Raw genomic sequence first — 15,156 nt, forward strand, 5'->3', positions numbered from 1 at the left:
CGGACGGGAGGCCCGGTACCAGCTGGTACCGGGCCTCCCGTCCGTCCTGTGGTCGCGTCACGACCGGTCGGTCACCTCGATCAGGTGAGGAGCGCGACCAGGTGCGAGCGCGACCGCGCGCCCACCTTGCGGTAGATCTGCGTGAGCCGCAGCTCCACCGTCCGCTGCGACATGAACAGCGACGAGGCGATCTCGCGGTTGCGGTACCCCTCGGTCACCTTCTGCACGACGGCACGCTCCTCCGCGGTGAGCGACGTGAACGCCGCCGAGGCGTCCGGAGCGCTCCGCGGCGTCCCGGGGACCGGCCCCGAGACCGTCGGGCCCGACCGGACGAGCGACGCGCCGAACGACGGCATCGCCACCGACGGAGCCGGCGTGACGAGCGGTCGCCGCAGGCCTGCCGCCTCGTAGGCAGCCGCAGCCGCCGCACCGAGGCGCGGACGCTCGGTGGGCGTCCCGACCGCCGCCAGCGCGGCGAACGTCCGAGCCCGCTCGAACTGCGAGTCGTGCGGCTGGAACAGCTCGAGCGCCCGACGACGTGCGGTCTCCCGCGTCGTGTCGTCGGCGACGAGCGCCAGGCTCCGCGCGAGGACGAGTGCACCCCACCGCGACGGACGGGCGTGGTGGTCCGCCGCGAGTCGGGACGTGACCGCCCGGGCGTCGTCGACCCGACCGAGGCGCACGTACGCCTCCACCAGGTCGCCGAGGTGCCGGAGCAGGACCGGGTTCCGCAGCGGGCGACCGATGGCGTCCGCGGCCTCGAGGGCCACCGCCGCCTCCTCGAGCCGACCGTCGAGCAGCAGCACCTGCCCACGGAGGGCGTGCAGCTTGGCCGTGGCGCCCCAGAGCCGGTTCGTCGACCGCTGCGCCAGGCAGGCGTCGAGGACGTCGAGCGCCTCCGTGGAACGACCCTCGGCGAAGTGCCGCCACGCGATCGCGATCACCCGCGACGGCTCGCGCAGTCGCTCCGCCGCCGCCGAGCCGGCCTCCCACACGTCGATCGCGCGGAGCGCCTGCCGGAAGTTCCCGGAGCGCACCTCGTTGTCGGCCGACAGGTACCGCGCCGCCTCGGTCCACACCAGGGGCGTCTGCGGCCCCCGGGCGAGCACCAGGGCGAACACCCGGCGTGCGCTGCGGTAGCGCTCGCCGAGGCTCAGGGCGTGGGCGAGGAGGAGCAGCGCCGGATCGGACATGCCGAGCAGGACGTTCGCGGAGAGCCCGTCGTGCAGCTCCGCGTCGGCCGGGAGCGTCCCGTCGACGGCCGCGATCAGGTCACGGGCCGTCGAGGCGATCTCGAGCGTGTGCGGCGAGGCCGTGTCGAGGTACGGCTCAGCACGGTGCAGGAGGTCCCGCGCCTGGTCGAGCTCCCACACCTCGGCGCGGAAGCAGGCCACGGTCGCGAGCAGGCCCGCGACGGCGTCCGTCTCGGCCGGGTCCGTCGTGTCCGCCGGGACGAGCAGCTCGTCGGCGTGCACGGCGTCGCCGCTGAGGAAGTCGACCGAGTACTGCAGACGCAGACGACGGACCTCGGTGACGGTGGCGCGGAACGGACGGATCGCCGCGAGGTAGCGCGCCGCCCCGCTGAGGAGCCGGTTCGCCAGCATGACCTCGGCCACGCCGAGCAGCGCCTCGTGCTCGTCCTCGGTGCCGCCGCCGACGAGCAGGGCACGCTCGGTGAGCGCGGTCGCCGCGGTGGTGTTGCCGTCCACCACGTACGACCGGGCCGCACGGAGCAGGGCGACGGCGTCGGGGACGTCGTCGACGAAGCTCCGGTGCCAGGCGTGGGCGCGCTGGTCGGTGTCCGCGGTGATCGCCGCGAGGGCGGTGTGCGCGGCACGGCGGTCCCGGGAGGCGGTGCCCCAGTACAGCGACGAGCGCACGAGCGGGTTCGTGACCGACACCTGCTGGCCGCGCACCGTGACGAGTCCCGCGTCGGCGAGGTCGTCGAGGGCGTCGCGGTCCCATCCGGCGGTGGTCGCGGTGGGCACGAGGGCGAGCCGAGCGAGGACGTCCAGATCGCGTCCCGCAGCGGCCTCGAGTACGGCGGAGGCGATCGCTTCCGTCGTCTTCGTGGGGCGGAGCGGCAGCACGAGCGGCTCGGTGCCGCTCAGCTGGCCGCGGGTGAGCGCCGCGAGCTGCTCACGCAGGACCCCGGGGTTGCCCCCGGTCTCCTGGGCGAGGACCGCCAGGACGCCGTCGTTCGCGTCCTCGGGAGCGGTCGCCCGGGCGAGGGTCAGCGAGTCGTCCTCGCCGAGGGGCTCCAGGCGCAGCGCGGGGAGCGCGGCGAGGGGGCCGTCGGCGGGGACGGAGCGGACCGAGAAGACCACGCGGAGCGCCGTGCCGGCCAACCGACCGGCGAGGAACGCGATGAGCTCCTGGCTCTCGACGTCCATCCGGTCGAGGTCGTCGATGAGGACGACCGTCGGCGGCAGGGTCAGCGTGTGCACGGCCTCGAGGAAGTCGTGCGCTGCGGCGAGCCCGGCGCGGGCGGGGACCTGGCCACCGGTGCTGCCCGCCTGCAGGAGGTGGGCGATGTGTGCGGTGGCGCGCGGGTCGTCCAGGGCGGTGAAGAGCGCGGTCACGCCGGCCAGGGGCCAGTGGGACTCACTGCCGTTCACACCGACGCGGACGACGGGGAGGGAGACGCGGTGCGCGACCGCGTCGAGGACGCTGCTGCGCCCGGAACCAGGGTCGCCGACCACGACCATCGCCGACTCCCGAGGGAGCATGGCGAGGGTCGCGATCCGGTCGACCTCGAGACGGCGACCGGTGAGTGCCATGACTCACCGGCTCCCGGGTCCGGAGGCGGATGCAGCGAGGGACAGGCGCGCGGAGGCGGACCGGAGGTGGGCACGGAGGGAAGCCGTGCGCTGCACCGGTCGTGTGGGAGCTTCGTGGTTGAGACGCGGAGAACGAGTGAGGGTGCACTCGGTTCCGCTCGGGAACGATGATGTCATCGTCTGTATCACCCCTCGGGTTAGGGTCTTCGACGAACTGGCACCGGGTCGCGTTCCGTGCCGGATCTAGGGAATCCGAGACGTCACCTGACCTGGCGTCCCGTTGACAGTAACCCAGGTCCGGCCGAGGTGGACCGGTCGTTCGCGGACATTTCACCCCCCGCCTGTCCCCAGTCCGGGGGGCGGTGCCCCCGTCGTGGGGAGGCCGCATCGGGGTGTGTGGTAGTGGAACGGGGTACAGCTCCGGTCGTTGCCGGTGGCGGCTGCTCCGCCGGGGCCACGAGCCTGTTCGGCTCGGGTGGTCCGACCGTCCGGTCTCGTGCGCTCCCGACGGGGTACGCGCGGGTATCGAGCGGTGTACCCGGACGTGGGTGCGGCGTGGCGGGTCCCGGGGGCGGCGCGGTGCGTTCTCCGGATCGTCCGGCGGTGTCTCAGCGTCGGAGGAGGTCGACGACGGCGTCGTGGACGAGGCCGTTCGTGGCGAGCGCGCTGCCGTGCCACGGCCCCGGGTCGCCGTCCAGCGAGGTGAAGCGCCCGCCGGCCTCCTCGACGATCGGGACGAGCGCGGCGATGTCCCACGGCTTGAGGTCGGGTTCCCCTGCGACGTCGAGGACGCCCTCGGCGACCATCATGTACGACCACATGTCCCCGTAGGCCCGGGTGCGCCAGACCGTCCGGGAGAGCTCGATCAGCGACTCCAGGCGGTCGTCCTCGTCCCACTGCTGGATGCTGTTGTAGCTGAGGCTCGCGTCGCCGAGGTCGTCGACGCCGGAGACGCGGAGTGGTCCGTCGAAGGAGTGCGCGCCGAGCCCCTCGGCGGCCCACCACCGCTTGCCGAGTGCCGGGGCGCTCACGACGCCCAGGACCGGGCGGCCGTCCACCGCGAGGGCGATGAGCGTCGCCCACACGGGCACGCCGCGGAGGTAGTTCGCGGTGCCGTCGATCGGGTCGACCACCCACTGCCGGTGTCCCTCGCTGACGGCATCGGCGCCGGTGTCCGCCGTGGTCTCCTCACCGAGGAAGGCGTCGTCCGGCCGTTCGGTGGCGAGTCGTTCGCGCAGGGCGCGCTCGACCGCCTGGTCGGCATCCGTCACGTGGGTGCTGTCGGCCTTCTTCGACACGTGCAGGTCGGCGGCACGGAAGCGTTCGAGGCTGATCGCGTCGGCGGTGTCGGCGAGGGAGCGGGCGAAGTCGAGGTCGTCGCGGAGGTCCACGCGACGAGCGTAGTGCCCGGAGGCCCCGGCCCCCGGGCGACGAGTCGCTACGCCGCGACCACCTCGTCTTCCTCCTGTGCGGTCACGACGCGCTCGCGGGCGATGCGGGTGCGGCGGGCGACGAGACCGTGCACGACGACGCAGAGCAGGACGGCCGCGACCAGCCAGAGGGCCAGTACGAGCATCGGGCGGCCGACGGAGGCTCCGGGGAAGTACTGCAGCGCCTGAGCGACCTGGAGCCACGCCGCACCGCTCCAGAACGCGTTGAGCGCCGCGAAGAAGCCCGGCTGGAACGCCGGCTGGAAGATGCCGCCGGAGCTCGTGAAGTTGAGCATGACGAACAGCATCGTCAGGATCGGTGTGGTCCAGCGGCCGAGCACCGGGTGCAGCCCGACGCCGAGCGCCACGATCACCGCGTCGTAGAGCCATGCGACGAGGAAGACCTCCCACCGGTGGGTCGCGACGACGCCGTACACCGGCCCGGCGATGACGATCCCGATGCCCGCGACGACGCCGGCGGTGCCGAGTCCGACCACGGCCGTCCAGGCGGCCCGGAGCTTCGTCGCCACGGCGGCGACCGCGATCGCGGAGGCGTACCCGCCGACGCTGAGGCCGACCAGCAGGAAGAAGAGGCCCTGCCCGGTGGAGTCCTGCGCGCCCGCGGGCACGACGTCCACCACGCGGAACGGCAGGTGCTGCTCGTAGGCGATCGGCAGGAACACCTTCTGTGCGGCGGTGGCGGTCGTCTCGGACGCGGCGCTCGAGACGTAGAGGGTCGCGCCGGTGCTGGTCGGGGCGTAGACCGCGGCGAGGTCGCGGTCGCGGACCTGCTGCTCGGCGCGGTCGGTGTCCGCGACGACGTGCGCGACGAGGGCACCGTCGGACCGGTCGGTCACGGTCTGCGCGAACACCTGCGTCGCCGCACCCTGCCCGACGATGCCGACCGGGAGGTCGTGCGGGCTCGGGGCGTGGAACGCGCCGAGGTACGCCAGTCCCATGCCCGCGGCGAGGAACAGGGGGACGAGGATGTGCGATGCGAAGTGGCGGAGCACCACGCCGAGTCCCTGCGGGCGCCACACGCTGTCCGGCCGGGAGTGGTGGACCCTCGGGGCGGCGTGCGTCGGACTCGACGAAGCGTAGTTGTACTTTGCAACTTCAGACACGGACGGCAATGGTACACCCGGCACGGCGTGCGCCGCTGCGGCTCGGGCCGGCTACTCCTGTCCGGGATCCTCCGCGCCCATCCCGGTGAGCAGCGCTCGGAACGAGTCGAGCCGCTCGACCCCGGTCGGCCCGAGTTCCCCGTCCGCGACCCGGTCGACGATCTCCCAGTCGTGTGCCTGCGACAGGGGGATGCCGTCGACGGGCTCCCGCACGGGTACCGCGTGGGACGCGAACGCCCGGAAGACGTTCGCGGGGTCGACGTGGCCGAGACCGAACGACCGGACGCCGGGGGTGTCGATGATCCAGCCGCCGTCCCGCACCCGCAGCGCGATCGAGGACGACGACGTGTGGCGTCCCCGCCCGGTCACGGCGTTCACGTGCCCGGTCGCCCGGGTGGCGCCGGTGATCGCGTTCACGAGCGTCGACTTCCCGACCCCGGAGTGCCCGACGGTCACGGTGACCCGGTCGTCGAGGACCTCGTGCAGGGCGTCGAAGGGCACGTCGTCCGAACGGCTCGTGACGATCCGCAAGGAGAGGCAGGCGAAGTGCTCGAGGAACGGCGCCGGGTCGGCCAGGTCGGTCTTCGTGATGCAGAGGATGGGGTCGAGTCCCGCGTCGAACGCCGCCACGAGGTACCGGTCGATGAGCCGGGTCCGCGGCTCGGGGTCGGCCGCCGCCACCACGACGAGCATCTGGTCCGCGTTGGCGACGATGACACGCTCGACCTCGTCGGTGTCGTCGGCGCTCCGACGGAGGAGCGTGGTGCGGTCGGCGACCTTGACGATGCGCGCGAGTGAGCCCGGTTCGCCGGACAGGTCGCCGACGAGGGAGACGTGGTCGCCCGTGACGACCGACTTCTTGCCGAGCTCCCGGGCCTTCGTGGCCGTGATCACACGCTCGTCCGCACCACCGGAGCCGACCAGGACGCCGTACCGCCCGCGGTCGACGTTCGTCACCCAGCCGACCGGGGCGTCCTCGTACGTCGGCCGGACCTTCGTGCGCGGCCGGTTGCCCTTCGGGTTCGGCCGGATGCGGACCTTCGACTCGTACTGTCCGTACGGCTCGTCGTCGTCGGTGTCGTCGCCGTCGACGTCGTCCCACCAGCTCACGGGGTCACCCCGCCGGGCACTGCCGATCCGGCGTCGTCGCCGGTCGCCACGAGCGACGCCCACAGCTCCGGGAACTGCGGCAGCGTCTTCGCGGTCGAGCCGATGTCGTCGACGGCGACGCCGTCGACGACGAGCCCCACGACGGCCCCGGCCGTCGCCATCCGGTGGTCGTCGTACGCGGACCAGTCCGCGCCGTGGAGCGCAGCCGGCTCGATCCGGAGACCGTCGTCGAGTTCGCGCACCGCGCCTCCCGTCCGGTTCAGGTCCGTCGCCAGCGCCGCGAGCCGGTCCGTCTCGTGTCCGCGCAGGTGACCGATGCCGGTGATCTCGCTCGGTGCGTCCGCGAGTGCTGCGAGCGCGACGAGGGCCGGGGCGAGCTCGCCGCCGCGCGTGAGGTCCAGCTCGACACCCGGCAGGGAGGCGCCACCAGCGACACCGACACCGCCGTCGAACACGAGGTCGTCACCGTCCCGGGTGACGGTCGCGCCCCAGAGCGGCAGGAGTGTCTCGAGGTCGGCACCGACCTGGGTCGTCTCGGTCGGCCACGTGCGGATCCGGACCGTGCCGCCCGCGACGAGTGCGGCGACCGCGAACGGGGCGGCGTTGGACAGGTCGGGCTCGATGGTGACGTCGCGCGCCGCGATCGGGCCGGGGTGCACGATCCACTCACCGACGGCGGGCTGGTCGACGCGGACGCCGCGGGCCCGGAGGACCTCGACCGTCATGTCGATGTGCGGCAGGCTCGGCAGCCGATCGCCCGCGTGCACGAGGTGCAGGCCCTCGGTGAAGCGCGGCGCCGACAGGAGGAGGCCGGAGACGAACTGCGAGGACGCGGACGCGTCGATCGTCAGCGCGCCGCCGCGGACCGCACCCGTGCCCGTGAAGGAGAACGGCATCGCGCCGCCACCGTCGTCGGTGACCTCGACGCCGAGGTCGACGAGCGCCTGGATGATCGCCGCCATCGGCCGCTTCCGCGCGTAGGGGTCGCCGTCGATCGTGACCGGGCCGGACGCGATGGCGGCGAGCGGCGGCAGGAAGCGCATCACGGTGCCGGCGAGGCCGCAGTCGATGCGCACGTCGCCGTGCATCGGCCGCGGGGTGATCCGGAGGTCCGGGCCGTACGGGTTCGGTGTGCCGGGCGTGCCGTCGGGTCGGGACGCGGGGGCGACCTCCTCGATGCCCACGCCGAGCTGTCGGAGCCCGGCGACCATGAGTGCCGAGTCGCGCGAGTGCAGTGGCAGCCGGATGGTGGACGGGCCGTCGGCGAGGGCGGCGAGCACGAGCTCCCGGTTCGTCAGCGACTTCGACCCGGGCAGCGACACGTCGCCGCGCAGCGGACCGCGCGCGCGGGGTGCGGTCCAGGGGGCGGGGGCCTGGTGGGAATGCGTCGTGGCAGCCATCGGTTCACCAGGGTACTGAATCCACCGGGAGGACCATTGGCGACAGCAACCCTGACGCGCGAGCGGACGCACCTGCCCGTCGCGGTCACCACGCTCGGCCTAGACTCGGCCGTGATGACCACCGACGAACCGCAGGCAGCACCGCACGACCTGGTCGAGGAGACCGAGGCGCAGCTCGACGCGGTCCAGGACGAGGACGAGGTCCTCGCTGACGAGACGACCGTGTCCGAGTCGGAGCTCCGAGCCCTCTTCGAGACGCAGGCGCTGCCGTTCATGGACCAGCTGTACGGCGCGGCGATGCGGATGACCCGCAACCCCGCCGACGCGTCCGACCTCGTGCAGGAGACCTTCGTCAAGGCGTTCGCGGCCTTCCGGCAGTTCCGGCAGGGCACGAACCTCAAGGCGTGGCTGTACCGGATCCTGACGAACACGTTCATCAACACGTACCGCAAGAACCAGCGGAACCCGTACCAGGGCACCATCGACGAGCTCGAGGACTGGCAGCTCGGCGGCGCGGAGAGCGTCACGCAGTCGATCTCGGCGCGCTCGGCCGAGGCGGACGCCATCGACCACCTGCCGTCGTCGGCGGTGAAGGACGCCCTGCAGGCGATCCCCGAGGACTTCCGCATGGCCGTGTACTTCGCGGACGTCGAGGGCTTCTCCTACCAGGAGATCGCCGACATCATGAAGACCCCCGTGGGGACGGTCATGAGCCGCCTCCACCGTGGCCGCCGCCTCCTCAGAGGGCTCCTGGCGGACCACGCCCGCGAGACCGGCATCGTCCCGGACGCAGCGTCGACGGCGACGATGCGCGGACGCGGCCGGAAGCCAGTGGCGACCTCGGGTCGCATCGAAGGGAAGGAAGCACGATGAGCGGCTGCGACTGCTCGAAGGCGAAGGCGGAGCTCGAGGAGTTCCTGCACGGCGAGCTCTGCCGCGAGGACGCTGCGGACATCCGCGAGCACATGGAGGACTGCGAGGACTGCACGAGCGAGCACCGTGTCGGCGTCGTCCTCATCGAGACCGTCCGCCGCGCCTGCAAGGAGACGGCGCCGGAGCAGCTCCGCGCCGAGGTCCTCGCCCGCATCCGCGTGGAGCAGGCGACCCACTGACGGTGCTGCGAGCCCGGTCAGCGTGTCGTCACACGCCGTCCGCGCTCGGTAGGGTCGCGGCATGACCCTTGCTGTCGAGTCCGTCACCACCTGGTCCGAGGCCGACGTCGCAGACGTCACCGCCCTCGTCCGTCTCCTCGGCCACGAGGTCGACCCGGTCGACATGCGCTCCCGGCTCGAGCGGCTCACGCCGACGGCCGGGCACCGCACCTGGCTGGTGCGGGACGAGGAGGGGCGCGCCGTGGCCGTCGCGGGCGCGCAGGTCACGTTTGCGTACGTGTCGGACGAGCCGACGGCGCAGCTGCTGCTGCTCGTCGTCGACGAGTCGGCCAGGAGGCACGGCACCGGTTCGGCGCTCCTCGCCACGTTCGAGACGTGGGCCGCCGAGCAGGGCGCGCGTCGCCTCAGCGCGGTCAGTGCGGCCGCGACGGACAGCGCGCACCGCTTCTACCAGAAGCGCGGGTACCACGAGGCCGGGGTGCGGTACACCCGCATCGTGTGACACGACGACGCATCGCGTGACGACCGAGGGCGGCCGCGCAGCGCGCGACCGCCCTCCGTCGTCCCCGCTGCTCAGCCGAGCGCGGCGCGGATGACCTCGGTGGCCTCCTGTGCGGACCGCTTCGACGACCCCGTCGCGGGTGCGGCACTCGCCGGACGCGACGCGACCGAGAGCGGCCGACCCTGCAGGTGCGGCGAGAGGTTCATGCAGACGAACGGCCAGGCACCCTGGTTCTCGGGTTCCTCCTGGGCCCACACGACCTCGGCGTCCGGGTAGCGGCCGAGGACCTCGAGGATGCGCTCGAGGGGCAGCGGCGCGAGCTGCTCGAGCCGGACGAGGGCGACGTCGCCGCGGCCGGTCTTCTCGACCTCGGTGCGGAGGTCGTGGTGGACCTTGCCGGAGTGCAGCACCACGCGCCGCACGGCACCGGTGTCGAGCTGGCGGTCGTCGTCGATGACCTCCTCGAAGGTGCCGTTCGTGAACGCTGCGACCGGGCTCGTCGCCTGGCGCAGCCGAAGCATGGCCTTCGGGGTGAACACGACGAGCGGCTTCTGCGGCCGCTCCCACGCCTGGCGGCGCAGCAGGTGGAACCACGACGCCGGGGTCGACGGCCGGGCGATGACCATGTTGTCCTCGGCGAAGAGCTGCAGGTACCGCTCGATGCGCGCCGAGGAGTGGTCCGGCCCCTGGCCTTCGTAGCCGTGGGGGAGCAGGAGCACGAGGCCCGAACGCTGCCCCCACTTCTGCTCGGCGGACGAGATGAACTCGTCGATGACGGTCTGGGCGCCGTTGGCGAAGTCGCCGAACTGGGCCTCCCAGAGCACGAGGGCCTCGGGACGCTCGACCGAGTAGCCGTACTCGAACGCCATCGCCGCGTACTCGCTCAGCAGCGAGTCGTAGATGGTGAAGCGTGCCTGGTCCTCGGTGAGGTTCGCGAGCGGGAGCCACTCCTGCCCGTTCACCCGGTCGTGGAAGACCGCCTGGCGCTGGACGAACGTGCCGCGGCGGGCGTCCTGGCCGGCGAGGCGGACGGGCTTGCCCTCGACGAGGACGGAGCCGATCGCGATGAGCTCGGCCATCGCCCAGTCGATGCCGCCGTTCCGCGTCATGTCGGTGCGCTTGGCCAGGAGCTGCTGGAGCTTCGGGTGGATGGAGAACCCGGCCGGCGGGTTGCTGTGCGCGTCGCCGACCGCCCGGACGAGGTCTTCGGACACCGCGGTCTCGTGCACGTCGTTCTCGGAGTCGTCCCGCTGCGCGGTCGGGCGCTCGAGACCGTTCACCGCACCGTCGTCGTCGCCCGTGATGACCGGGATGGTGCCGGTCTGCGCCTCGTGCGTCTCGGCGAACGCGCGCTCCAGGCGGTCCTGGAAGTCACGGTGCGCCTCGTCGTACTCCTCTTGCGTGATGTCACCGCGGCCGACGAGCGCCTCGGTGTACAGCGTGCGGACGGAACGCTTCGCCTCGATGAGGTTGTACATCAGCGGCTGGGTCATCGATGGGTCGTCGCCCTCGTTGTGGCCGCGGCGGCGGTAGCAGATGAGGTCGATGACGACGTCGCGGTGGAACTCCTCGCGGTACGCGAAGGCGAGCTCTGCCACGCGGGACACGGCCTCCGGGTCGTCGCCGTTCACGTGGAAGATCGGCGCCTGGATCGTCTTGGCGACGTCCGTGGAGTACACCGAGCTGCGCGCCGACTCCGGCGGGGTGGTGAACCCGACCTGGTTGTTGATGACGAGGTGGACCGTGCCACCGGTGCGGTAGCCACGGAGCTGCGACATCTGCAGCGTCTCGACCACGACGCCCTGTCCCGCCATCGCCGCGTCGCCGTGCACGAGCACCGGCAGCACGTTCGTCGACCCGGGGCCCTGCTTGTCCTGCTTCGCGCGGACGATGCCCTCGAGCACGCCGTCGACCGCTTCGAGGTGCGACGGGTTCGCCGCGATCGTCACCGGGATGGCCGTGCCGTCGCTCGCGCGGAACACGCCCTCGGTGCCGACGTGGTACTTCACGTCGCCGGAGCCCTGTCCCGACACGGAGCCGGGCAGCGACGAGCCCTCGAACTCGCGGAAGATCTGGCCGTAGGTCTTGCCGGCGATGTTCGTGAGCACGTTGAGACGGCCGCGGTGGGCCATGCCGATCGCGACCTCCTCGAGCCCGGCGCCGGCGGCTTGCTGGATGAGGGTGTCGAGGAACGCGATGGTCGACTCGCCGCCCTCGAGCGAGAAGCGCTTCTGCCCGACGTACTTCGTCTGCAGGAACGTCTCGAACGCCTCGGCCTCGTTGAGCTTTCCGAGGACGCGGAGCTGCTCGTCCTTCGACGGCTTCGCGTAGGGGACCTCGATGTGCGACTGCACCCAGCGGCGCTGCTCCGGGTCCTGGATGTGCATGTACTCGATGCCGACCGTCCGGCAGTACGCGTCGCGCAGGATGCCGAGCACGTCGCGCAGCGGAGCGCTCGTGGTGCCGGCGAGGCCCCCCGTGACGAACTCGCGGTCGAGGTCCCAGAACGTCAGCCCGTGGCTCTCGATCTCGAGGTCCGGGTGGGTGCGCTGTCGGTACTCGAGCGGGTCGATGTCCGCCATCAGGTGTCCGCGGACGCGGAAGCTGTTGATCAGTTCCTGCACGCGGGCGGTCTTGTTGACGCGGTGCGCGAGGTCGACGTTGATGTCGTTCGCCCACTGGATCGGCTTGTAGGGGATCCGGAGCGCCGCGAAGATGCCCTCGTAGAAACCGTGGCCGCCGATGAGCCGCTCGTGCACCTTCTTGAGGTACTCGCCCGACCCGGCGCCCTGGATGACGCGGTGGTCGTAGGTGCTCGTGAGCGTGATCGTCTTGCCGATGCCGAGCTCGACGAGGGTCTTCTCCGCCGAGCCCTGGAACTGCGCGGGGTACTCGAGGGCGCCGGCGCCGATGATGCAGCCCTGGCCCTTCGTGAGGCGGGGGACCGAGTGCACCGTGCCGATGCCGCCGGGGTTCGTCAGGGAGATCGTCGTGCCCTGGAAGTCCGCCGGCGTGAGCTTGTTGTCGCGGGCCCGCTTGACGAGGTCCTCGTAGGCGGAGAGGAACTGCCCGAACGTCAGGGTCTCGGCGCGCTTGATGCTCGGCACGAGGAGCGAGCGCGTGCCGTCCTTCTTCGGGACGTCGATCGCGATGCCGAGTCCGACGTGCGCTGGTTCGACCACGAAGGGCTTGCCGTCGCGCTCCTCGTAGGAGACGTTCTGGCTCGGGAACTCCTTCAGGGCCTGCACCATCGCCCAACCGATCAGGTGCGTGAACGAGATCTTGCCGCCGCGGGCACGGCGGAGGTGGTTGTTGATCACGATCCGGTTGTCGATCATGAGCTTCGCGGGGATGGTCCGGACGCTCGTCGCGGTCGGGACCGTGAGGGAGGCGTCCATGTTCGACGCCAGGGTCTTCGCCATGCCCCGGAGCGGGGTCGCCACGTCCTCGTGGGTCTCCTCGTGCTCGTCAGCGGCGTCGTTCGCCTCGGCGGGGATCGGCTGCGGCGTCGGCTGGCGCGAGGTGGTCTTCGCCTGGATCGGGCCGGACTTCGCCTCGGCCGGGGCGTCGCCGGTCGCCGGCTGCTGCGTGCTGGACTGCGCGGCGGGCGTCGTCCCCGACGGGGCGGGTGTGCCCGGAGCCGAGGCGGCCGGAGCCGACGGTGCCGGAGCCGGGGCCGACGGCGACGCCTGCCCGGTCTGGGAGCGGTGGAACTTCTCGAGGACCGGCCACCAGGACTCGTCGACCGAGGTCTTGTCCGCGACGAACTGCTCGTAGAGCTCGTCGACGAGCCACTCGTTGGCCCCGAATTCGCCCGCGGTCTCGTCAGTTCCGGTCAGATGGCTCGACACAGCCGATCGCCCACTCTCCGTCGATAGATGCTCGTGTGTGTCGTACGCAGCAACCCTGCTGCCGTACTGCGTGGAAGCCTAGCCGTTCCGGGATGACCGTTCGGTGACCGCCGGACGCGATTCGTGCCTCCCGGCAGAGGCCTGGCGTGTCGCGGCGGACGCGCGCAGTACGGGGTGCAGCGCGCACCCGACGGGGCGGTCCGCACCCCCTGTGCCGCCGTACAGTGGCCCCATGAGGTTCTACGAGACGCGGCCGACGCACGACCTGACCTACTCCGACGTCTTCCTCGTCCCCAGCCGGTCGGGGGTGACGAGTCGCTTCGACGTGGACCTCGCGGCGAACGACGGCTCGGGGGCGACGATCCCGATCATCAGCGCGAACATGAACTCGGTCACGGGGCCACGTCTCGCCGCGACCCTCGCCCGACGCGGCGGCCTCGGCGTCCTGCCGCAGGACATGCACCTGCAGGACCTCGACGCCGCGATCCGCTGGGTGAAGGACCAACCGGTCGCGTTCGACACCGCGCTCGACCTCGGCGCGGACACCACGGTCGCCGAGGCGCTGGAGCAGCTGCTCCCGGTGGCCGGGCGGGGCGTCGTGGTGCGCGACGGCCACGGCGAGTACCTCGGCTGCGTGCCCGCGACCCGGCTCGGCACGGCGGGTCAGGACGCGACCCTCGGCGACCTCCTGCACGGAGCGTCCACCGGAATCGACGCCGAGGACGCCGGCACGCCGCGCCACGTCTACGACGTCCTCACCGCGGCGGAGGTCGACTTCGCCCCGGTCACCCGCCACGGCCGCGTCGTCGGGACCACGAGCCCGACGAGCGCGATCCGCTCCGACATCTACGCGCCCGCGGTCGACGCGGACGGGCGCCTCCGGGTCGCCGCCGCACTCGGCATCAACGGCGACGTGGCCGCGAAGGCGAAGGCCCTCGTCGCGGCCGGCGTCGACGTGCTCGTCCTCGACACCGCGCACGGCCACCAGGAGGGCATGCTCCGAGCCCTCGACACGGTCGCCTCGCTCGGGCTCGGCATCCCGCTCGTCGCCGGCAACGTGGTCACCGCCGACGCGGTCGCACACCTCGTCGGTGCCGGAGCCTCGATCATCAAGGTCGGCGTCGGGCCCGGCGCGATGTGCACCACCCGCATGATGACGGCCGTCGGCCGTCCGCAGTTCTCGGCCGTGCTCGAGACCGCGGCCGCCGCGAAGTCGCTCGGCGCCCACGTCTGGGCCGACGGCGGCGTGCGCTACCCCCGTGACGTCGCGCTCGCGCTCGCAGCGGGGGCCTCGGCCGTGATGATCGGCTCGTGGTTCGCCGGGACCCTCGAGGCGCCGGGCGTGCTCCGTCGCGACGCCGCAGGCAAGGCGTACAAGGAGAGCTGGGGCATGGCGTCGGCGAAGGCCGTGCGGGAGCGCTTCGAGCGGCTCGACCCGTACGAGCGGGCCCGGAAGGCGCTCTTCGCGGAGGGCATCTCGTCGTCGACGATCTACCTCGACCCGGAGCGGCCGAGCGTGGAGGACCTGCTCGACATGATCACGACGGGCATCCGCAGCTCGGCGACCTACGCGGGGGCGTCGTCGCTCGCGGAGTTCCACGAGCGAGCTCTCGTCGGCATCCAGTCGGCCGCCGGCTACGAGGAGGGCAAGCCGCTGCCCGTCAGCTGGTAGCGGCGGTCGCGGCGGCGGCGCGCCGCCGAGACTCGGCCCCGCGGACAGTTCCGCGGCCCGCGGGGCGCGGAACTGTCCGCCCAGCCGAGTCTCGGTTCGTGAGCACGTGACGGACGAGAGGCGCGGTGCGGGCTGGCACCGTGCCTCCCGTCGACGGGTCCGGCCCGGCCGGGGG

The 15,156-nt window shown here is 72.3% G+C and carries 10 protein-coding genes; 4 read left to right on the plus strand and 6 right to left on the minus strand.

The genetic code is table 11. The features are described 5' to 3' along the window. Window positions 1-80: 80 nt before the first annotated feature. The 5 genes from NS184_RS15940 to aroA form a co-directional block, all read right to left on the minus strand. Entirely contained in the window at window positions 81-2,780 is a 2,700-nt protein-coding gene (locus NS184_RS15940; RefSeq protein ID WP_058727076.1) for a helix-turn-helix transcriptional regulator, read from the minus strand. A gap of 608 nt (window positions 2,781-3,388) precedes the next feature. Then, the gene (locus NS184_RS15945; RefSeq protein ID WP_058727077.1) at window positions 3,389-4,171 is read right to left on the minus strand and encodes an inositol monophosphatase family protein; all 783 of its coding nucleotides are present in this window, start codon (window positions 4,169-4,171) and stop codon (window positions 3,389-3,391) included. Between the two features lie 47 nt (window positions 4,172-4,218). After that, entirely contained in the window at window positions 4,219-5,334 is a 1,116-nt protein-coding gene (locus tag NS184_RS15950; protein ID WP_152998271.1) for a hypothetical protein, read from the minus strand. Window positions 5,335-5,385: 51 nt separating this feature from the next. Then, window positions 5,386-6,444: a ribosome small subunit-dependent GTPase A gene (rsgA, locus tag NS184_RS15955; RefSeq protein WP_058727084.1), complete on the minus strand. Its 1,059-nt coding sequence runs from the start codon at window positions 6,442-6,444 to the stop codon at window positions 5,386-5,388. Next, window positions 6,441-7,844, minus strand: a complete 1,404-nt coding sequence (aroA, locus tag NS184_RS15960) for a 3-phosphoshikimate 1-carboxyvinyltransferase (protein WP_058727079.1) — start codon at window positions 7,842-7,844, stop codon at window positions 6,441-6,443. The genes rsgA and aroA overlap by 4 nt, the downstream gene beginning before the upstream one ends. A gap of 114 nt (window positions 7,845-7,958) precedes the next feature. Here aroA and NS184_RS15965 point away from each other — a divergent pair, with 114 nt between their 5' ends. The 3 genes from NS184_RS15965 (at window position 7,959) to NS184_RS15975 (ending at window position 9,458) form a co-directional block, all read left to right on the plus strand. Then, a complete protein-coding gene (locus NS184_RS15965; protein WP_058727080.1) occupies window positions 7,959-8,717 on the plus strand; it encodes a sigma-70 family RNA polymerase sigma factor in 759 nt (252 codons plus the stop codon). Next, entirely contained in the window at window positions 8,714-8,956 is a 243-nt protein-coding gene (locus tag NS184_RS15970; RefSeq protein WP_058727081.1) for a zf-HC2 domain-containing protein, read from the plus strand. The genes NS184_RS15965 and NS184_RS15970 overlap by 4 nt, the downstream gene beginning before the upstream one ends. A gap of 61 nt (window positions 8,957-9,017) precedes the next feature. Next, the gene (locus tag NS184_RS15975; protein ID WP_058727082.1) at window positions 9,018-9,458 is read left to right on the plus strand and encodes a GNAT family N-acetyltransferase; all 441 of its coding nucleotides are present in this window, start codon (window positions 9,018-9,020) and stop codon (window positions 9,456-9,458) included. 71 nt (window positions 9,459-9,529) lie between these two features. On the opposite strand, the gene NS184_RS15980 is transcribed toward NS184_RS15975, so the two are convergent. Next, on the minus strand, window positions 9,530-13,309 hold the full coding sequence (locus NS184_RS15980) for a multifunctional oxoglutarate decarboxylase/oxoglutarate dehydrogenase thiamine pyrophosphate-binding subunit/dihydrolipoyllysine-residue succinyltransferase subunit (RefSeq protein ID WP_193750511.1): 3,780 nt from the start codon (window positions 13,307-13,309) through the stop codon (window positions 9,530-9,532). Between the two features lie 232 nt (window positions 13,310-13,541). Here NS184_RS15980 and NS184_RS15985 point away from each other — a divergent pair, with 232 nt between their 5' ends. After that, window positions 13,542-14,981 carry a GuaB1 family IMP dehydrogenase-related protein gene (locus tag NS184_RS15985; RefSeq protein WP_058727083.1) on the plus strand — a complete coding sequence of 480 codons (1,440 nt, stop codon included), beginning with the start codon at window positions 13,542-13,544 and terminating at the stop codon, window positions 14,979-14,981. Window positions 14,982-15,156 lie beyond the last annotated feature (175 nt).

The sequence above is a fragment of the Curtobacterium luteum genome, assembly GCF_001475545.1.
In the GTDB taxonomy this organism is placed as follows: domain Bacteria; phylum Actinomycetota; class Actinomycetes; order Actinomycetales; family Microbacteriaceae; genus Curtobacterium; species Curtobacterium luteum_A.